Genomic DNA, 19,016 nt, shown 5'->3' on the forward strand with positions numbered 1-19,016 from the left:
ATGTCGCACCGACTTCCTTCCCGATGTCAAAAATTCCCTTGAAACCAACTTTTCATGCGATTCAATATTTCCGAAAAACGCCCCGGGCTCTGGCGGCCCGTTGGCGCAAAAACAGCGCTCGCTGTCTGCTTGTGCCCGTACAAAACAAGACCAACGCCGGTCGCGAATATGGGGTTGTGCACTACGCCGCTTAATCCTCCCACGTACTGCGGGACCCCCAGTCGCACCGGCACGTGAAATACCTCTTCAGCCAACTCAACCATGCCCTCCATCTTCGCGCTCCCACCGGTCAACACGATCCCCGAGCCCAACAGGTCCATGAAGCCGCTCTTGCGCAAATCATCGGCAATCAGCTCATACAATTCCGTTATGCGCGGCTCGACCACTTCCGCGAGCGTCTGCCGGGAAAGTTTGCGCGGTGCGCGGTCCCCCACGCCCGGGACCTCCACCACACCATCCTCGACGCCGCGCCCAGAGGCGCAGGCCCACTGTTTCTTGATGTCTTCGGCGTATTGCGTAGGCGTGCGCAGCGCTACGGCGATGTCATTTGTGACTTGGTCGCCGGCGATGGGGATCACCGAGGTGTGGCGGATTGCGCCCTGCGTGAAGACCGATATGTCGGTCGTGCCGCCACCGATATCGACCAGGCACACGCCGAGTTCCTTTTCATCCTCAGTCAGAACCGAGATGCTCGACGCCAATTGTTCAAGGATGATGTCCTCGACCTCGAGCCCGCAACGCCGCACGCATTTGATGATATTCTGAGCGGCGCTCACGGCACCCGTCACGATGTGAACCTTAGCCTCTAAGCGCACCCCCGACATGCCAATGGGTTCGCGGACCCCCTCCTGGCGATCGATGATGTACTCCTGCGGAAGGATGTGGAGAATCTTCTGATCCGCCGGGATCGGTAGCGCGCGCGCCGCCTCGAGGACGCGATCGACGTCCCCTTGCCCGACCTCCTTGGTCTTTATGGCAACGATTCCATGCGAGTTGACGGAATTTATGTGGCTTCCGGCTATGCCTGCGTAAACCGAGTGAATTTGGCAGCCGGCCATGAGCTCAGCCTCTTCGACCGCGCGCTGTATCGACTGGACGGTCGACTCGATATTGACGACCACACCCTTTTTCAGACCCCGCGATGGCTGGTGGCCAACGCCGATGATCTCTATTGCCCCGCCTGGCCCAACCTCGCCTACGATTGCAAGCACTTTAGAGGTTCCAATATCGAGCCCCACTACAAGCCGGGTTTCCCCCCTTTTAGTCATTTTTATCTCCCGAGCCCGTCTTCCAGCCTATGGCAAAACCATTCGTGTACCGCAAATCCACCTGGCGCATCTTCGCCCGTTCGCTCTCAAGCTGCGGAAAAACCGCGACGAAGCGTGCGAGCCGCGCGTAAGAGTCATGACCCAAAACAACCTTGGGTCCTCCCCTCAAGGTCGCACGCCAAGCGCCTCGGTCGGATAAAGTGAGCGTCGCTATCGTCAAACCGACAGGCTTCAGGAGCGCCTCGAAGCGTCCATAATGAGCCCACATGGCGCTCTCAGTGCCTGCCGGCCCCTGGAACAAGGGCAAGCCTTTGGGCTGCTCATAATGATCCAAGTGCGCGCGCAGGCCCTGCGCATCAAGCCACCCGCCGCGCGCCCATTGCGCCTTGAGGTGCAGACGCTTCACATGGATGACAAGGGTTCTTGGAAAGCGGCGCTCGACGCGCACCGAGCCGACCCATGGGACCGCCTTCACGGCGGCCCCCACCTGATCGAGCGGCAGAGTATAAAAATCCTGGGATAGGAAAGGCCGGATGGCGGCCACGAGCAGAGGCTGCGGGATGTGACCGAGGTGGCCTACGACGCGCACTGACCGGACCGGGAACCTTCCAGGCGCAAGCAAGGAATGGAGTCCCCACGCCGCGAACGGGGCCGAAAGCGCGAAGGCCGCGATGCGTAAGTGACGCCGGTTGAGCCCGCGAAAGCGCCCGTACCAGCGTGATGTCCGCCGATTGCGGGTCGGCCGTACCCTGATGTCTGCGCCGACGCTCACAGGCCATCCCCCAAAGTTTGCGACAAGATCTCGAGCACCAGATCCTCAAAGGACAATCCTGCAGCGCGGGCGGCCATCGGCACGAGACTATGATCTGTCATGCCCGGAACGGTATTGAGCTCCAGCACGTAAAATCGACCGGCGCTGTCTTCCATAATGTCCACACGGCCCCAGCCACGCGCGCCCAAGGCCTTGAACGCCCGCATGGCAAGGTCCTGCATCGCAAGTTCGCGTTCTGGCGTCAGGCCCGCCGGACAGTGATAGCGCGTCGTGCCGACTAGATACTTCGCCTCGTAGTCATAGAAGTCATGCGGCGTCTCTAGTCTTATAATTGGTAGAGCCCGGTCCCCGAGGATGGCGCAGGTGTACTCGGGGCCCACGATGCAAGTCTCAGCCAGCACGAAACCAAAGGCGCGCGCCTTATGAAACGCCTCGGCAAGGGTCGTGGCTTGTGCCACCCGGCTTACGCCGACACTCGACCCCTCGGACACGGGTTTCAGGATAAGAGGGAATCCAAGCGTTGCCGCGGCCGCGAGATCGGCCTCGGTATCGATCACGCGATAATCCGGTGTCGAGAGAGAAGACGCCAGGAACAGCGCCTTGGTCGCCACCTTGTCCATGGCAAGCGCCGAGGCGGCAACACCGCTGCCCGTGTAAGGTATGCCCATGACCTCGAGCAGACCCTGCACACATCCGTCCTCACCCAACCGCCCGTGAAGCGCAATAAAGGCGCGATCGTAACCTTCGGCAAGCCGCATCGGCAGATCGCGCCCGGCATCCACCCCATGAGCATCCACGCCCCGCGCGCGCAGCGCGGCAAGCACCGCAGCGCCACTTTTCAGGGAGATTTCGCGCTCGGACGAGGCCCCTCCGCACAAGACCGCGACCTTCCCGTAAGGACTCATGCAGCGTCTCCCACGATCTTCACCTCGGTCTCCAGCCACACATCCATGCGCTCATGGACCTCTGCCTGAACTCGAAGGATCAGGCGCTCAATATCGGAGGCCGTGGCCGCTGCATCGTTGATGATGAAATTGGCGTGACGCTCAGACACCACCGCGCCGCCCTCGCGTAATCCTTTGAGGCCCGCTTGCTCTATCAATCGACCGGCGTGGTCGCCGGGCGGATTGCGGAAAACGGACCCGGCATTCGCTGTCTGTACAGGCTGTGTTCGGTTGCGCACTCCGAGGTGCTCGCGGATACGCGCCATTCCAAGGGGCGGATCACCGGGAGACAGTTCGAACAAAGCGCTCACGAACCATTCCTCGCGGAAAAACCTCACGCTCCGATAACCGATTTCGAAATCGACGCGCGTACGCACGTGCCGTTCCCCGCTCCGATCGACCGTCTCGACCGCCGCCACTTGCTCCCAGATCTCACAGCCGGCGGCGCCCGCATTCATCGCGAGGGCCCCACCGACCGTGCCCGGTATACCCGCGAGGAACTCGAGCCCGGTGTATCCGGATTGCACGGAGAAGCGCGCAAGCTTGGCAAGCGGTACGCCCGCCTCGGCGCGTATGGCCTGGCCCTCGAACCCAAGCCCTGCAAGACCGCCCGCCGTGATCACGACCAAGCCGCGGATGCCCGCATCGCGGACGAGCGTATTGCTGCCAAGCCCAAGCCACAGAAGCGGTAACGTGGGATGCGCAGACAGGAAGGTCGAGAGCGCAGGTACCGTAGGCGGCACACAGAGCACGTCGGCCGGCCCTCCGACGCGCCACGTCGTATGCGGCGCAAGCGGCTCGTCATAGCGAACGATGTCGTTCCGAGCGGGGCTTGGGCAGGTCATCGCATCCCCTTCAGTGCCTCTGGCAAGGCCAGGGCTGCCTGCCCGATATTGCCGGCGCCCAGGGTCAAGACCAGATCATTGGCGCCCACGACCGGGGCCAGAATGCGCGGGAGATCCGCCAGACTTTCCACGAACACCGGATGGCGTCCGCGCGCTCGGATAGACCGACACAACGTACGCCCATCGGCACCGCTCACCGGGGTCTCCCCAGCGCTATAGACTTCGGTCACGAAGAGGTGCTCGATCTCCGACAAGGCTGCGGCGAAATCCTCGAGCAAATCGTGAGTCCTTGTGTAACGGTGCGGCTGAAAGACCACCACCAGGCGGCGATCAGGCCACCCCTCGCGCGCCGCCTCCAGCGTCGCGGCAATCTCGCGGGGATGGTGCGCGTAATCATCCACAAAAAGGATGTCACCGCCCTCGACGGGGCTTAGGGCGTTGATCTGAAAGCGGCGCCCTATCCCCGCGAACGCCATGAGACCCTGCGCGATATCTTCGCGCTTAGCCCCCAGTTCATGACCTACGGCAATCGCGGCAAGCGCATTCAGTACGTTATGGCGGCCGGGGTGACGCATCGAGGCCTCGAGCCACAACTCCTCACCACAATAGGCGACCGCGAAGCGCATGTTCTGGCCCTCTTGCATAATATGGTGGGCGCGTATCTGCGCGTCGTCACTCACACCATAGGTCAGAACGGGTTTATGGATATCCGGCAACAGTTCGCGAATGATCGGATCGTCTATGCAGACGATTGCGAGTCCATAGAAAGGCAGGTTATGCAGGAAGGCCAGGAAGGCCTGCTTGAGGCGCTGAAAGTCCCCGCCATAGGTACCCATGTGATCTGAGTCGATATTCGTGACGATCGCGATCAAGGGCTGGAGATGGAGGAACGAGGCGTCGCTTTCGTCGGCCTCCGCGACGAGATAGCGACCGCGTCCGAGCCGCGCATGACTGCCGATGCTATTCAAGCGACCGCCTATGACGAAGGTCGGGTCGAGTCCCGCCTGACCCAGGACGCTGGCCACGAGGCTCGTGGTGGTGGTCTTCCCATGAGTCCCTGCGACCGCCACCCCTTGCTGGAGACGCATCAGTTCACCCAACATCTCGGCGCGCGGAATGACGGGGATCTTGGCGGCCCGTGCCGCCATCACCTCGGGATTTTCTGACGCTATCGCCGAAGAAACGACGACGACATCCTGCACGCGCACGAGGCTTGGGTCATGGCCGATATGGACGCGTATCCCCAAACCCTCGAGGCGACGGGTATTGGCGCTTTCGGCCGCATCCGATCCGGACACCTCGAATTTGAGGTTATGAAGAACTTCGGCGATACCGCACATGCCGGCGCCGCCTATGCCCACGAAATGGATACGATGGACGTTATGCATACGCCGCCTCCAGACATGCCGCGACGATCCGTTCCGTGGCATCGGGCATGGCGCACGATCGACTACGCTCAGCCATACGCATGCCCACCTCGGGGGCGCGCGCCAGGCCTTCGAGCAACTCTGCCAAATGCGATGGGGAAAACTCGCCCTGCGGCACCAGGAGCGCCGCCTCCCGATCAGCCAGGAAACGGGCGTTAGCCGTCTGATGGTCGTCCGTCGCATGAGGGAAGGGGACTAGGACAGCGGCGGTACCGACCGCGCACAACTCGGCGATCGTCATAGCGCCCGCCCGGCACACCACCACATCAGCCCACTCATACTCCGCGGCCATATCGTCTATGAACGCGGTCGCGCGGGCATCGAGGCCGCGGCTACGATACGCCTCCTCGGTGGACGCCAACTCTCTCTGCCCGGTTTGATGATGGATGACAGGCCGCCACGCGGGATCGATAAGGGCGGCGGCCTGCGGCAGGACAGTATTCAACACTGTCGCCCCCTGGCTCCCCCCCACGACCAACACGCGCAGTGGCGGGACGCGGTCGCGAAGCCGGGTCTCGGGGCGCGCAACGCGCAGTATCTCGGGCCGCACGGGATTCCCCGTGTGAACGGCCCCAGGCAGAGAACGGAACGCCTCCGGAAACCCGCAGAGAACGCGATCAGCGAACAAGGCGAGCGCACGGTTGGTAAGGCCCGCGAGCGCATTTTGTTCGTGTACGACAAGCGGCGTGCGCATAAGCCACGCCATCATCCCGCCGGGGCCGGCGACGAAGCCGCCGAGCGCAAGGACTGCATCCGGACGCCACCGCCTGAAGATCTGGAACGTCTGCCAAAGAGCGATGAGCAGGCGCCCCGGCAAAAACGCGAGATCGCGCAGCGAACCTCTCCGCAAGCCCTGGATCGTGATCCACTCAATGGGGAAACCGGCCGCCGGCACGACGCGCGCCTCGAGGCCGCGCTGGGTGCCCACCCAGACGACAGTGACCCCCTCGGCCCGCAAGGCCTGGGCCACGGCGAGCGCCGGGAACACGTGGCCCCCGGTCCCGCCAGCAGCAATCAGAACGCTCTTCATCGCGATGCCCCTCGGGCCTTCAGTTCGCGATCGATACGGAGCAAGAGGCCAAGCGCAACACAACTCATTAGAGTACTGGAGCCTCCGTAGCTTAAAAGCGGTAGGGCGAGCCCCTTGGTTGGCAGAACGCCCATGTCGACACCCATGTTGATGATGGCCTCCAAGCCGATCAGGATACCGACCCCTTGAGCGACATAGCAGGCGTAAAGATCCTCGGCCACGCGCGCGGCCTCAGCGATTCGGAACGCGCGGATCACAAGCACGGCGAAGAGCGCGATGACAAACAGCACGCCAAGAAACCCGAACTCCTCGCCGACAATCGCAAATAGGAAGTCTGTGTGGGCGGCCGGCAAATAATAGAGCTTCTGAATACTGAGACCGAGTCCGCGCCCAAGCCAACCTCCGCGCCCAAACGCCATGAGCGATTGCACGAGCTGATAGCCATCGCCCTTGGCCTGCGCGAAGGGATGCAAAAAGCCTATGACTCTTTGCTCGCGATAGCGGGATGCGAGGATCAGCACGGCACCCGCCCCCACCCCCGAAAGAACCACCGCCAAGAAGTGACTCAGTCGGACGCCGCCCACGAACAGCATGCCGAAGGCAACCGCCCATAAAATCACCTCACTGCCCATATCCGGCTCGAGCAGGAGCAGCACGCCAGTCACCATGAGCAGGGTGGCGACGGTAAGGATACCGTGAGTGAACTCACTTAAGCGCCCCTGGCGGCGCACGAGGTAGCCCGCCAGATAGAGGACCAGGAAGAGCTTCAGGAACTCCGAGGGCTGGATATTGATGACACCAAGCGACAGCCAGCGCGCGGAACCATTGACCCGCACACCGACATGCGGAATCAAGACCATAACCAGCGCCACAAGCCCTGCGATCAGCAGATAGGGGGAGATCTGGCGCCACACGGTCATGGGGATGGTGACCACCACCATGAGCGTCACGAGGCTGAGCGCGGTGTTCACGCCGTCATGCCAGAGGTAATAGATGCTGTAACCAGCCCTATGGATAGAGACGAACGCCGATGCCGAGTACACCATGACAAGGCCGAAGCCAAGCAGCGTATACAAGGTATACAGAAGAACCGGGTCCAGCGGTGGTGAGCGGCGGGCGACAGCCGCGTCGTTCGCGTCAACCATGACCACCCCCTTGGCGCCCAATCACGAGGCGCCGAACCGCGTCGGCGAAAACCTCGCCACGATGCGCATAATTGCGATACATATCAAAGCTCGCGCACGCAGGCGACAAGAGCACGTGATCACCAGGCTCTGCATAATCGCGCGCCAGGCGCACGGCCTCTTCCATATCGCCCGCGTGGACGATCGGGCACGAACCACGGACCGCCTCTTCGATCCGCTTGGCATCGCGCCCTATCAGCACCACGGCACGGGCCTTGTCGCGTACAACCGGGGCAAGCGGCGAGAAATCCGCACCCTTGCCGTCACCGCCGGCGATCAGGACCACGCGCCCGGCAAGCCCGGCCATGGCGGCGGTCGTCGCACCGACGTTCGTCCCCTTCGAGTCGTCTATCCATTCAACACCTTCGTGCCGACCCACCACCTCGGTCCGATGGGCAAGGCCCTGGAAGTTTGCTGTCGCCTCCACCATCGCTGGGAGGTCGCGGCTCACGGTAGTCGCAAGCGCAAAGGCAGCCATAACATTGGCGATGTTATGGCGTCCTGGGAGTGGCACAGCGGCCACCGGCATCAAAGGATGGCGCCCATGGGCGATCCACGGCTCGCCGACATGGTCGATCAGGCCGAAATCGTGACCGATCGGCCGATTCAGGCCAAACGAGACCACCTCGCGATCTTCGTGGGCCATGGTGGTGACCCACGGATCATCGCGATTGATAACCATGCGCCCCATTCCCGTAAAAATGCGCGCCTTGGCATGGGCGTATTCAGCCAGATCCTCGTAGCGATCCATATGATCGGGGCTCACGTTTAAGACAGTGGCCGCCTGGGCATTCAGGCTCGCGGTCGTCTCCAGCTGAAAACTCGAAAGCTCGAGAACGTAAACGTCAGGCGGGGGCTCGGCCAATAACGACAGTACCGGCACACCGATGTTACCCGCCACCGCGACCTTGAAGCCCGCCCCCTTGAGCAGATCACCGACCAAGGTCGTGACCGTGCTCTTGCCGTTGGAGCCCGTGATGGCGATGACAGGCGCGAGACACGCGCGGGCAAAGAGCTCGATGTCACCTACGACCGCCACGCCCTGGCGGCGGGCGATGGCGATGGCCGGCTCCTTCAGGGACAGACCCGGGCTCACCGCCAGCAGGTCGGCACCGCCAAGGACCTCTTCACGCAGGGCGCCCGTGAGTACGGATACCTGCGCATGACGCTTACGCAGACCTTCCAGGAGCGGGGGCGTGGGGCGTGTATCACACACCGTGACGTCATAACCCTGCGACAACAGATACGTGACACACGATAGGCCCGTCTCGCCCAAACCCAGAACGATCGCATGTCGGCTCATGGTAGCCCCCCGAGGGTGGATAGCCCCACCAACACCAAAATGAGGGTGACAATCCAAAACCGCACGATCACCCGCGGCTCCGGCCAGCCCTTCAGCTCAAAATGGTGATGAAGGGGCGCCATCCTGAAAATGCGCCGCCCGGTGAGCTTGAAAGAGCCGACCTGCAACATGACCGAGACAGTCTCGGCCACGAACACACCGCCCATGACGAACAGCAGAATCTCCTGTCGGATGACAACAGCGACAACACCCAGCGCGGCGCCGAGCGCAAGTGCCCCCACATCGCCCATGAACACCTGGGCCGGATAGGCGTTGAACCAGAGAAAAGCCAGCGCAGAACCTATGATCGCGCAGCAGAAAACCACGAGTTCCTGCGCGCCTGGGACAAAGGGGTGATCGACCTGTCCGGCGAAATGCGCTGAACCCGCGACATAGGCGAGGACCGCGAGAGCACCCGCGACCATGGCCGTCGGAAAGGCCGCGAGGCCGTCGAGGCCGTCGGTGAGATTGACCGCGTTACTCGCGCCAGTGATGACTAGGAAGGCGAAAAAGATGAACGAGAAGATGCCGAGCTGGGCCAAGGGATGAGCCACCCACGGCAGATAGAAGGCAGTATCCGGCCCCTTGTGCGCCCAAGCGAAGATGGCGGCAGCTGCCGCCACCGACGCGACAGCCTGTGACACAAATTTTGCCCGTGCGCCGATTCCGCGCGGATTCTTCGAAAGGAGCTTCACATAATCGTCGGCCCATCCGATGGCACCAAACAACAATAAGGTCGCAAGCGCGATCCACGTGTCGGCGTCGCCAAGCCGCATCCAAAGGAGCGTCGATACCGTGATTGTAAACAGCATGAGCAGGCCGCCCATGGTCGGCGTACCGGCCTTCTGATAGTGGCTCTGCGGACCATCCTTGCGGACCGTCTGCCCGATAAGCCGCGCCGTGAGCTTACGAATCATCGCGGGACCGGCGGCAAGACCGAGAGCGAACGCCGTCAGTAGCGCGAGCAGGGCGCGCCAGGCGAGGAGATGGGCGGTCGAGCCGGCCCCGAAGGCCTTAAGGATGAGCAGTAGCATCCGGCCCTCCACCAGCACGCAGGGCGGACGCAACGCGCTCCATGCGCATGCTCCGCGACCCCTTGACCAACACCACGGCGTCCTTGTGAAGTGCCGCCTTCAGATCTCGCGACAAAGTTTCGTGATCCTCATAGTGACGCCCGCCCGCGCCGAATGCCGCGGCCGCCTCGCGGGCAAGCGGCCCCAGAGTCCAGAGATGTTCAATTTTGGAGGCGGCAGCTGCCGCGCCGAAGGTTCGGTGCATCAGAGCGGCCGCGTCCCCCAGCTCGGCCATATCGCCCAAGACGAACCAGCGCTCGCCGGGCAAACCGGCCAAGACATCGAGGGCTGCGCGCGCCGAATCCGGATTGGCGTTGTAGCTGTCGTCTATCAACCGTGAACCGGCAAAACCAGGAACGCTCTGGAGACGGCTCGCAACGGGTGCCGCCTGCGCCAAACCTTGTGCTATCGCCTCGCGCGAGACACCGAATGTCAGAGCAAGCGCCGTCGCCGCCAAGGCGTTCGCCACGTTATGGCGCCCCAAGAGCGCGAGGCGAGCCGCTAGGGGGGCGCTCCATCCCGGGGCGCGAATGCTAAGTTCAGTACCGTCGTCTCGGAGCGTGAACCGGGCCGACACGTCTGCTGCCTGGCCTAGCCCATAGGTCAATATCGGCCCCGGGGCGAGGCCCTTCCAATACGCGGCGTAGTTGTCATCGACATTGATCACGGAGGTCCCCTGCCCCCCCAAGATCGAGTACAAAGACCCCTTTTCGTGGGCCACCGCCTCGACCGTGCCGAGACCTTCCAAATGCGCGGATCCCGCGTTCGTGACTACCGCCGCGTCGGGTGCGGCGAGCGCCCCGAGTGCCGCGATCTCGCCGGGCCGATTCATGCCAAGCTCCACGACCGCATAATCATGCTCGGGCCGCAACCTGAGCAGTGTGAGCGGCAAACCGATATCGTTATTGAGATTGCCTTGGGTGGCGATCCCCTGCCGCCCCACAGCCAATATGCGCGCGGTTAGTTCCTTGACGCTGGTCTTGCCATTACTCCCGGTCACGGCGAGCACCTTGGCCGGCATTTTGCGGCGCCAGTAAGCTGCCAGACGACCCAGGGCGTGACGGGTGTCCGGCACAACGAGGCACTGTGGCCAACCCGGCTCGCGCGGTCGGTCGGTCAGGGCTGCCACAGCACCCTGGGAGGCCGCGTCCCGCAAGAAGGCATGGCCATCGAAACGCGCACCGCGCAGGGCAACGAACAGGCAACCGGGGGTCATCGTGCGCGTGTCCGTCGCCACGCCATGGATGCGCCCGGAGGCATCGCCAACAACGGCGCCGACCGCCATGGCCGCCTCGTCGATGGTCATCATGAAACCTCCAGGAGCTGGCGCACCGTGAGCCGGTCACTGTAGGGGACGCGGCGATCACCGAATTGCTGATATTCCTCGTGCCCTTTCCCGGCGATGACGACGATGTCGCCCGCGGACGCCTCGCGCAACGCCCGCGCGATGGCCGCGTGTCTGTCGCCCATGACGATGAATCTCCCGCGGGCATCATCGGGCACACCCGACAGGATATCGGCCACGATCCGCGCGGGATCCTCGTGCCGGGGATTGTCGTGGGTGACGATCGCAAGGTCGGCGCAACGGCTGGCACACTCGCCCATGAGCGCGCGCTTGCCGCGATCACGGTCGCCGCCGCAGCCAAACACGCACACGACGCGCCCTGCGGTATGGGCGCGCGCCCCAGCCAAGGCCTTCTCAAGGGCGTCCGGGGTATGGGCATAGTCGACCACGACGAACGGCTGGTCGACGCGGCCGGGAAAGGGTTCCATGCGCCCCGGGATCGGGGCTACGGTCGCGAGCGCCTCCGCGGCATCTTCCGCCTTCCAGCCCGAAGCGAGCAATGCCGTCAGAGCAGCGGCGAGGTTGTAAACGTTGAATCGCCCAATGAGCGGGCTTGTGAGCGTTACGGATCCGTCCGGGACAATGAACTCGATCTGGAGCCCCTCGCCAGTCGCGTGGGCATCTCTTATCCGGACATCGCCCGCGCTCCCATAAATCCAGGGACGCACCTGGGGGTGAAGTCGGGCTTGCAGGGTCGTACTGAAAGGGTCATCGCCGTTCAAGACCGCGAACGCGAGCTCGGGTAGGGTGAACAACAAAGCCTTGGCCTCCCCGTAGCGCCCCATGTCTCCGTGGTAATCGAGGTGATCGCGCGTGAGATTGGTAAAGACCGCGCCTGTGAATCGCACGCCGCCCACCCGCCCCTGGTCGAGCGCATGGGAAGAGACCTCAATCGATACGGCCTGCGCGCCCTCGCGGCGAAAACGATCCAACCAACGGTGGAGCGAGACTGCATCCGGCGTGGTCCTGTCCGCGGGTAACAAGGCCCCTGGGAAACCATTGCCGAGGGTGCCGATCACAGCACAGGGCGTGCGCGTGCTAAGCGCCTGCGCTATGAGATGACTGGTCGTGGTCTTGCCATTGGTACCCGTTATTCCAATCACCGACAAAGCGTTCGAAGGACTTCCATAGAAACGATCGGCGATGGTCCCAACCAAGGGGCGCAGACCTGGGCAGGCGATGATGGGCACAGACCCGAGCTGTCCGTCGGGTGCGCTTTCACTCACGACCGCCGCCGCCCCGCGCGCCACGGCGTCACTTATGAAACGACGGCCATCCTGACTCGTTCCGGTCAAAGCCATGAACAGGGCCCCGGGCACCACCGTTCGGCTATCCAGGGTCAAGGTGGCGACGGCACGGTCGGCGTCCCGACCAAGCTGTCGAATGCCTGTTAGCAGAGCGCTCAACATCGTGGTCATGGCCACCTCGTCTGCGCGCGCGCCATCGTGGTCACGGGGTCGTCGGGAGGGATGTTCAGTATCCGTAGGGCGCCGGTCATGACTTTGCGGAACACAGGCGCCGCGGACTCAGCCCCATAATAACCATGCTTACGGGGATCCCGGATATCGACGAAGATCACGAGCCGCGGATCCGACGCCGGCGCATAACCACCAAAAGAAGCGACATAGCGATGCTTATGATAACCCTTCAGGTCCGCGATGTGGGCCGTTCCGGTCTTGCCAGCTACGCGATAATTCACGACGTCGGCCGTCGCCCCCGTCCCGGCTGGACTTGCCGCGAGCTCCAGCATGTGGCGCATGTCACGAACGACGCGTGGCGAAAAAACGCGCCGCCCCGGGGAGGGTACCGCGTCTTTCAGAATACTGATCGTCCTCAAGAGGCCGCCATCGGCGAACACCGTATAGGCCCGCGCCATTTGCATGGGGGTCACGGAGATTCCGTAACCAAATGCCAAAGTTGCCTTCTGGATAGGCTCCCAGGTGTTTGGCGGACTCAAGAAACCGCTCGACTCCCCCGGCAAGCCGCTCTTGGTCGAATGGGTAAAACCCAGGCGGAGAAAATTCTGGTACATGGCTTGGCGCGTCAGAGTCGTAAGGGCGATCTTGGACGCCCCGACATTGCTCGATTCGGCGATAACATGCGACACATCGATGAGGCCGAAATTTGCAACGTCGCTGATCCGATCAGGCCCCACCCAGTAGCTTCCTGGCGAAGTGCTGACGAGTGTGTGGGGTACGATGCGACCCGACTGCAAAGCCAGCGCAATCGTGAACGGCTTCAAAGACGAGCCGGGTTCGATCACGTCAGTGACGGCACGGTCACGATAATAGCTGCTGTTCAAGTCGCTGCGCGTGTTGGGGTTGAAGCTCGGCACATTGGCGAGCGCCAGAACCTGACCCGACCGGGCGTCGAGAACAATGACGGAGCCGCTGCTCGCGTCATGGTAACGAACCGCTTTGAGAAGTTCACGGTAGGCGAGATACTGGATGCGCTCGTCGATACTCAAGACCAGGGTATGCCCGGGCCGTGGGGGACGGGGGCCCCGGCGCACGGCGATAGGCTCACCCAAGCCATCGCGAATCACAACCGCGCGCCCGCGATGCGGACTGAGCAGGGCGTTATAAGCGAGCTCGACACCGTCTTGACCTTGGTCGTTAATGTTCGTAAACCCGATCAGGGTCGCAGCGACCGCACCCGCCGGGTAATAGCGCCGATACTCGCGCTGCGAGGCCACCCCCGGTATACGCAGATCGAGAATGCGCGCGGCATACCGCGGATCCACCTGCCGACGCAGATACATGAACTGCTCGCGCCGTTGCGCGGCAAGAGCGCTTCGCAAAGTCGCCGTGCGCCAACCGATGGCGTGCGCCAGACGCGGCCACACAGCCGGTTCTTTCGATAGGATCTGGGGGTTCGCCCAGAGGGAATCCACGGGCGTACTGATCGCAAGCGGCTGCCCGTGGCGGTCCACGATCATGCCTCGATGCCCCTCTTGTTGCACGGTCTCTATCGCCTGACGCCTCGCCTCATGGCGGAGAAAGGGCGCATCCACGACCTGCAGGAAAAATGCCCGCACGGCCATGAGCGCCAGCGCCGCCAGCATCAGGGCCAGCAGAAAAGACGATCGCCCGAAACCGGCTTGGCCGGTGACGACGAGATAGTGGCCCGGCGTGCTCATGGGAGATTCGACGGTTGAGTGTAAATGAGCACGATGCGCCGCGGATCCGGCATCACCATGTCGAGGTGGTGTCGCGCGATCCTATCGATGCGCCGGTGCGCGGCAAGCGTTCCCTGTTCCAGCAAGAGGCGCCCCCATTCCACATGCAAGGCGTCCCTTTGGCTCGTGAGGTGCTGTTCGCGGCCGAAGAGCAGCAGGTAGCGGTTGCGGACATCGACAAGCGCCAAGGCCGACACCACAAGCGCGACAAGCCAGAAACCGACCGACCGCCGACTCACGAGGCCTCCCTTAGGCGTTCGGCGACACGCATGACCGCGCTCCTGGCGCGCGGGTTGGCGGCGCATTCGGCAACGCCTGGCCGCACAGGCTTCCCGATCACCTTGAGGCGAGGAGCCAGCATAGCCTGCGGAATCGGCAGGCGCGTCGGATAGGCATCCCCACGTGCCTCATGCGCGAAAAACTGCTTCACGATACGGTCTTCCAGTGAATGGAAGCTAATCACAACAAGCCGTCCGCCCGGCCTCAACAAATCCCGCGCGGCCGGTAGCGCACGGGTCAATTCTCCCAATTCGTCGTTCACGAGGATGCGCAAGGCCTGAAAGGCACGGGTCGCCGGATCCTGTCCAGGCTCGCGGCGCGGGATTTCGCGCGCAACGAGCGCCGCGAACTGCGACGTCGTGATGATCGGGGCATCGACCCGCGTAGCCACGACCGCGCGCGCGATGCGTCGCGCGAAGCGTTCCTCTCCGAAATCGCGGAGCACACGCACGATCTCAGCCTCGGGGACACTGTTCAGCCATTCAGCGGCCGACGGTCGCGATTGCCGATCCATGCGCATATCGAGCGGCCCGTCCTTCCGAAAGCTGAATCCACGGCACGCATCATCCAGCTGGGGAGACGACACCCCCAGATCGAACAACATTCCATCAAAGCCTCCTTGCCACGGCGCCATCCCGCGATCGACCTCCATCATCGAGAAGCGCCCTTTCACTATCGTCATACGCGGGTCCTCCCCGAAACGCCGCGTGGCCACCTCGATCGCCTGGTCGTCGCGATCCATCGCAAGCAACCGACCCGTCGGCGCAAGCCGCGTCAGTATCTCCGCGCTATGCCCCCCGCGACCGAAGGTGGCGTCGAGATAGCGCCCTTCAGGTCGCACCGCCAGTGCATCGAGGGCCTCGGCCAAAAGAACCGGCCTATGTCCCTCGGTCACAGCGACAAGGACTGCAGCTCAGCGGGCAGATCTTCGCTGTCGGTCTGCGCGAGCCATTCGGTCCGTCGCGTATCCCATGTCCCTGCATCCCACAATTCGAATTTATTCCCCTGTCCAATCAACATGATGTCTTTATCCAGGGCAGCAAAGGTGCGCAGTGGCGCGGGCACCAAGATGCGCCCCGCCCCGTCCATATCGCACTCCGTCGCGTGCCCGATCAGCAGCCGCTGCAGGCGTCGTGTCTGGGGGGTAAAGCTCGGCAATGCCACGAGCTTGGCTTCTATGATTTCCCATGCAGGAAGCGGATAAAGCAGGAGGCAATGGTCGCGGTCGACCGTCATGATAAGCCGGCCTTCACACTGCGTGCGCAGATCCTCCCGATAGCGAGTGGGGATGGCAATTCGCCCCTTGCTGTCGAGACTTACGCTGTTTACGCCGCGGAACATCACGCCCTTTGCGCCTCGATCCCACAAAAAACCACATTCGCCCACTTCACGACACTATAGAGACGCAGGAAAAGCGAAGTCAAGCGCGCGCGATGAAAAGGGCTCGAGAGACGATGACGGGCCGGCCTCGAGGCCTGAGCCCTTGGACCGCCCAAAGCGTCACTTTAGATAAGATTAAGGAAGGTAAGGGGGGAGCCGGCCGATAAGCCGGGTTCTGTCGTGGACAGTCATTCCTCTGGGACGCCTGTCACCAGGCGCCTCAAGCAACCTACCCGGGGACGACGCGGGCCGCGCCATAGTCCCCCTATTCGGTCTTGCTCCAGGTGGGGTTTGCCCTGCCACCGATGTTACCACCGGCGCGGTGCGCTCTTACCGCACCATTTCACCCTTACCCGTCAGGACGGGCGGTATATTTTCTGTGGCACTTTCCGTAGGCTCGCGCCTCCCAGGCGTTACCTGGCACCTTGCCCTGCGGAGCCCGGACTTTCCTCTGCCTCTCAGCAGCGACTGCCTAGCCGACTCCCCTGGCCAGTATACCCGGTTCCGCGCCGCACCGGGCTTAAGATGTCGCGAGAGTCTCCTTTTTATGAGCCAGACGCGCGACCAGGGTCTCATAGGACCGCAGAAACGAGCCGAGACCTTCGTCCAATAGGTTGTCCAGTATCTGCGGGAGATCCACCCCCTCGCGGCGCAGGCCATCGAGTACGGTTTGCGATTGCGCCATCTCGGCCTCCAGAAGCGCCCGCGGCTTGTGCGTCAGGAGCGCCTGAAAGGTTTGGGGCGGAACGGTATTGATGGTATCGGGCCCGATCAGGCGATCGATATACCAAGTCGCGGCGTAGTCCGGGTTCTTGTTGCTCGTGCTGGCCCAAAGCGGCCACTGCGGGCGGGCGCCCCGCGCCCTTAGTCGGGCGAAATCCTTGCCTCGAAAGAGATCCTTGTAGCGCTGATAGATGCGCTGCGCATTGGCAATACCGGCGCGCCCCAGGAGCGCCTTCAGACGCTTGGCCTCAGCCACTGGGGCCACTTTCAACTTTTCTTGCAACAAGGCATCCACAACGGTGTCCACACGGCTTACGAACACGCTCGCGACCGATGCGATCCGGTCGATGGAAAGCCCCTGCGCGAGCCTATCCTCCAAAGCTCGACTGTAGGCGCCCGCGACCCGCTCATAGGACTGTGGCGAGAAGATCAAGGTGACGTTGACGTTGATCCCCATCGCGAGCACTTCGCGTATGGCCTCATAGCCGGCCTCGGTCGCCGGGATCTTAACCATCACATTGGGCCGGGCGATGGCATCCCACAGCATTTTCGCCTCGGCCACCGTGGCGCGTGTATCCTGCGCCTCGTCCGGGGCTACCTCGATGCTCACATAACCGTCGACCCCGAGGCTCACGTCGAACACGGGGCGCAAGATGTCGGCCGCGCGGCGGACATCGCTGATCATGAGCTCGCGGACCATGGCCCTGGGCGCGGCGCCCTGCGCATCGAGAGCGCGGATGTCGGCATCGTAATGCTCGCCCTCTCCGACGGCCTTCTCAAAAATCGTGGGATTGGTCGTGACCCCACGCACGCCCTGCGCGACGAGCGCGCGCAACCCCCCGCTCGCCAACAGATCGCGGCTGATATTGTCGTACCATATGCGCTGCCCAAGCGCCGCTATCCTCTCGACATCCTTCATCCCGGATCGTCCACTCCCCATGCTGACGCGTTTCCCGCCCCGACCGCCGGAAGACGGCTATCAATATCTTGTAATTCAGGGACCGCCCAAGCGCCGTCTCGCCGTTTCGCAAACGCCCGCACCGACCCGCCCGTGGCCCTCGTATGAATATCCTTGATCCTCCAGTTTAGCGCAAGGTTCCCAAGGCCCCTGGGCGCCTTCCCTCGCAAAAGCAGGCCTTCCGCCCTTCCCACATATCCCATGGGCGTCTGCCGCGACCCGGTTATCCGGGGCCCGCGCGACCCTGGGGTTCGGTATGATCATGGCGGTGTGGCTACAACCTCCGCGCCCTACTCCGCAAGGCTGGCTCTGGGATGCGGGCCGAGGCCCCGTCAGGGTACGGAAGATCGCAGCAGTGTGCATTTCACTCGCGCGGGCGGCGGCGCGCATCCAAGACCTCAATCCTTCCGTGTCGGCTTGAGCGTTGCGCTCTTTCTGTGAGCCGCTGTGATCGTTCTTAGCGTGGGCCTCCCGCCGTAGGGTCGAGGACGAGTGCGTTGGGGGGGTCGAAGTTTGTATTCCCTGGGGCCTGCCCCTTCGTCTGCGGGTACCACGTTATCTCGGCCGTGCTACGTTTCCAGTCCCCGCCTCGTCAAACAGAGCACGTAGCTTTCCGCACTCCACCTTCCTGCCGGCCTCTCGTCATCTGGGGATCGTTCTGTGCGGCCAAGGGCACGTCGTCTTGGCTCTGGCGGTGCGAGGCGATAACACGGTAAGACCGACTCCACCCCGAGTTCATGGTTGGCAGATTGTCAGCCATTGTCGACATGGGCGATCGTCGGCCGATGTGTTGGCAATACGTCGGTTATCTGCCGTTCAGGAGGTCCATCCGTGGAATCCCATCCTCCCCAAAAGGCCCAGCGAAGGTTGGGGGTGATGTTGTGTACCGATAGAACAGAATCATTCCCCGCGATGGTATGGCAGTGAGCAAGACGGCCTCCCAGGCGCGGCAGCGATCATCGCCACCGCGTCTGGGCACCACACTCAGCTCTTCGTTACCGGCTTACCCGATTTGGCCTTCCCGACCGCATCGTCGGCGCGCTTCTCGTGGATACCCCGCCAATAATCCTTCTTCAGGAAGTAGGCCAGGATGGCAAGGATGAGGAAGGCGCCGATCACGTAACGGCCGATGGCGCGGCGCTCGAAGATCGAGGGGTCGCTCGCGTAGCGCAGGAAGGCGACCACGTCAGCCACGTGGCGATCGAAGACCGCAGGCGACTCACGACCAGGCACGAGGAGCGTGCCGTTCTTCGTGTAGATCCCGCCCC

Annotated in this window: 17 protein-coding genes and 1 other RNA gene; all 18 read right to left on the minus strand. The window is 63.0% G+C overall.

The window, feature by feature from the left end:
* Positions 1–26 precede the first annotated feature (26 nt).
* Complete coding sequence (ftsA, locus tag ACYCTF_RS01030) at positions 27–1,268, minus strand: cell division protein FtsA (protein ID WP_461283020.1); 1,242 nt, start codon at positions 1,266–1,268, stop codon at positions 27–29.
* The gene (locus ACYCTF_RS01035; RefSeq protein ID WP_461283021.1) at positions 1,261–2,040 is read right to left on the minus strand and encodes a cell division protein FtsQ/DivIB; all 780 of its coding nucleotides are present in this window, start codon (positions 2,038–2,040) and stop codon (positions 1,261–1,263) included. The genes ftsA and ACYCTF_RS01035 overlap by 8 nt, the downstream gene beginning before the upstream one ends.
* On the minus strand, positions 2,037–2,945 hold the full coding sequence (locus tag ACYCTF_RS01040; RefSeq protein WP_461283022.1) for a D-alanine--D-alanine ligase: 909 nt from the start codon (positions 2,943–2,945) through the stop codon (positions 2,037–2,039). Before ACYCTF_RS01040 ends, ACYCTF_RS01035 begins: the two co-directional genes overlap by 4 nt.
* Positions 2,942–3,829 (minus strand): UDP-N-acetylmuramate dehydrogenase, encoded by an 888-nt coding sequence (murB, locus tag ACYCTF_RS01045; protein WP_461283023.1) that lies wholly within the window; start codon positions 3,827–3,829, stop codon positions 2,942–2,944. Before murB ends, ACYCTF_RS01040 begins: the two co-directional genes overlap by 4 nt.
* The gene (murC, locus tag ACYCTF_RS01050) at positions 3,826–5,217 is read right to left on the minus strand and encodes a UDP-N-acetylmuramate--L-alanine ligase (RefSeq protein ID WP_461284416.1); all 1,392 of its coding nucleotides are present in this window, start codon (positions 5,215–5,217) and stop codon (positions 3,826–3,828) included. The genes murB and murC overlap by 4 nt, the downstream gene beginning before the upstream one ends.
* Positions 5,210–6,286: an undecaprenyldiphospho-muramoylpentapeptide beta-N-acetylglucosaminyltransferase gene (gene murG / locus ACYCTF_RS01055; RefSeq protein WP_461283025.1), complete on the minus strand. Its 1,077-nt coding sequence runs from the start codon at positions 6,284–6,286 to the stop codon at positions 5,210–5,212. The genes murC and murG overlap by 8 nt, the downstream gene beginning before the upstream one ends.
* Entirely contained in the window at positions 6,283–7,431 is a 1,149-nt protein-coding gene (ftsW, locus tag ACYCTF_RS01060; RefSeq protein ID WP_461283026.1) for a putative lipid II flippase FtsW, read from the minus strand. Before ftsW ends, murG begins: the two co-directional genes overlap by 4 nt.
* Positions 7,424–8,773 (minus strand): UDP-N-acetylmuramoyl-L-alanine--D-glutamate ligase, encoded by a 1,350-nt coding sequence (gene murD, locus ACYCTF_RS01065; protein ID WP_461283027.1) that lies wholly within the window; start codon positions 8,771–8,773, stop codon positions 7,424–7,426. Before murD ends, ftsW begins: the two co-directional genes overlap by 8 nt.
* Positions 8,770–9,846, minus strand: a complete 1,077-nt coding sequence (gene mraY, locus ACYCTF_RS01070; protein ID WP_461283028.1) for a phospho-N-acetylmuramoyl-pentapeptide-transferase — start codon at positions 9,844–9,846, stop codon at positions 8,770–8,772. The genes murD and mraY overlap by 4 nt, the downstream gene beginning before the upstream one ends.
* Positions 9,827–11,194 (minus strand): UDP-N-acetylmuramoyl-tripeptide--D-alanyl-D-alanine ligase, encoded by a 1,368-nt coding sequence (locus ACYCTF_RS01075; protein ID WP_461283029.1) that lies wholly within the window; start codon positions 11,192–11,194, stop codon positions 9,827–9,829. Before ACYCTF_RS01075 ends, mraY begins: the two co-directional genes overlap by 20 nt.
* Positions 11,191–12,648 (minus strand): UDP-N-acetylmuramoyl-L-alanyl-D-glutamate--2,6-diaminopimelate ligase, encoded by a 1,458-nt coding sequence (locus tag ACYCTF_RS01080; protein WP_461283030.1) that lies wholly within the window; start codon positions 12,646–12,648, stop codon positions 11,191–11,193. Before ACYCTF_RS01080 ends, ACYCTF_RS01075 begins: the two co-directional genes overlap by 4 nt.
* A complete protein-coding gene (locus tag ACYCTF_RS01085; RefSeq protein WP_461283031.1) occupies positions 12,645–14,369 on the minus strand; it encodes a peptidoglycan D,D-transpeptidase FtsI family protein in 1,725 nt (574 codons plus the stop codon). The genes ACYCTF_RS01080 and ACYCTF_RS01085 overlap by 4 nt, the downstream gene beginning before the upstream one ends.
* Positions 14,366–14,647 (minus strand): cell division protein FtsL, encoded by a 282-nt coding sequence (gene ftsL / locus ACYCTF_RS01090; RefSeq protein ID WP_461283032.1) that lies wholly within the window; start codon positions 14,645–14,647, stop codon positions 14,366–14,368. Before ftsL ends, ACYCTF_RS01085 begins: the two co-directional genes overlap by 4 nt.
* Entirely contained in the window at positions 14,644–15,582 is a 939-nt protein-coding gene (rsmH, locus tag ACYCTF_RS01095; protein WP_461283033.1) for a 16S rRNA (cytosine(1402)-N(4))-methyltransferase RsmH, read from the minus strand. Before rsmH ends, ftsL begins: the two co-directional genes overlap by 4 nt.
* Entirely contained in the window at positions 15,579–16,028 is a 450-nt protein-coding gene (gene mraZ, locus ACYCTF_RS01100) for a division/cell wall cluster transcriptional repressor MraZ (RefSeq protein ID WP_461283047.1), read from the minus strand. Before mraZ ends, rsmH begins: the two co-directional genes overlap by 4 nt.
* Positions 16,029–16,215: 187 nt before the next feature.
* An RNA gene (gene rnpB / locus ACYCTF_RS01105) (RNase P RNA component class A) lies at positions 16,216–16,551 on the minus strand.
* 36 nt (positions 16,552–16,587) lie between these two features.
* Positions 16,588–17,709: a transaldolase gene (gene tal / locus ACYCTF_RS01110; RefSeq protein WP_461283034.1), complete on the minus strand. Its 1,122-nt coding sequence runs from the start codon at positions 17,707–17,709 to the stop codon at positions 16,588–16,590.
* A 1,023-nt stretch (positions 17,710–18,732) separates the two neighbouring features.
* A partial coding sequence (locus tag ACYCTF_RS01115; protein WP_461284417.1) for a cytochrome c1 occupies positions 18,733–19,016 on the minus strand: 284 nt, incomplete at its 5' end.

The sequence above is a fragment of the Acidiferrobacter sp. genome (assembly GCF_054609335.1).

Coding starts and splice junctions, on each gene's coding strand:
- ftsA (WP_461283020.1), bottom strand. CDS start 1,268: ATGACTAAAAGGGGGGAAACCCGGCTTGTAGTGGGGCTCGATATTGGA.
- ACYCTF_RS01040 (WP_461283022.1), bottom strand. CDS start 2,945: ATGAGTCCTTACGGGAAGGTCGCGGTCTTGTGCGGAGGGGCCTCGTCC.
- murB (WP_461283023.1), bottom strand. CDS start 3,829: ATGACCTGCCCAAGCCCCGCTCGGAACGACATCGTTCGCTATGACGAG.
- murC (WP_461284416.1), bottom strand. CDS start 5,217: ATGCATAACGTCCATCGTATCCATTTCGTGGGCATAGGCGGCGCCGGC.
- murG (WP_461283025.1), bottom strand. CDS start 6,286: ATGAAGAGCGTTCTGATTGCTGCTGGCGGGACCGGGGGCCACGTGTTC.
- ftsW (WP_461283026.1), bottom strand. CDS start 7,431: ATGGTTGACGCGAACGACGCGGCTGTCGCCCGCCGCTCACCACCGCTG.
- murD (WP_461283027.1), bottom strand. CDS start 8,773: ATGAGCCGACATGCGATCGTTCTGGGTTTGGGCGAGACGGGCCTATCG.
- mraY (WP_461283028.1), bottom strand. CDS start 9,846: ATGCTACTGCTCATCCTTAAGGCCTTCGGGGCCGGCTCGACCGCCCAT.
- ACYCTF_RS01075 (WP_461283029.1), bottom strand. CDS start 11,194: ATGATGACCATCGACGAGGCGGCCATGGCGGTCGGCGCCGTTGTTGGC.
- ACYCTF_RS01080 (WP_461283030.1), bottom strand. CDS start 12,648: ATGACCACGATGTTGAGCGCTCTGCTAACAGGCATTCGACAGCTTGGT.
- ACYCTF_RS01085 (WP_461283031.1), bottom strand. CDS start 14,369: ATGAGCACGCCGGGCCACTATCTCGTCGTCACCGGCCAAGCCGGTTTC.
- mraZ (WP_461283047.1), bottom strand. CDS start 16,028: ATGTTCCGCGGCGTAAACAGCGTAAGTCTCGACAGCAAGGGGCGAATT.
- tal (WP_461283034.1), bottom strand. CDS start 17,709: ATGAAGGATGTCGAGAGGATAGCGGCGCTTGGGCAGCGCATATGGTAC.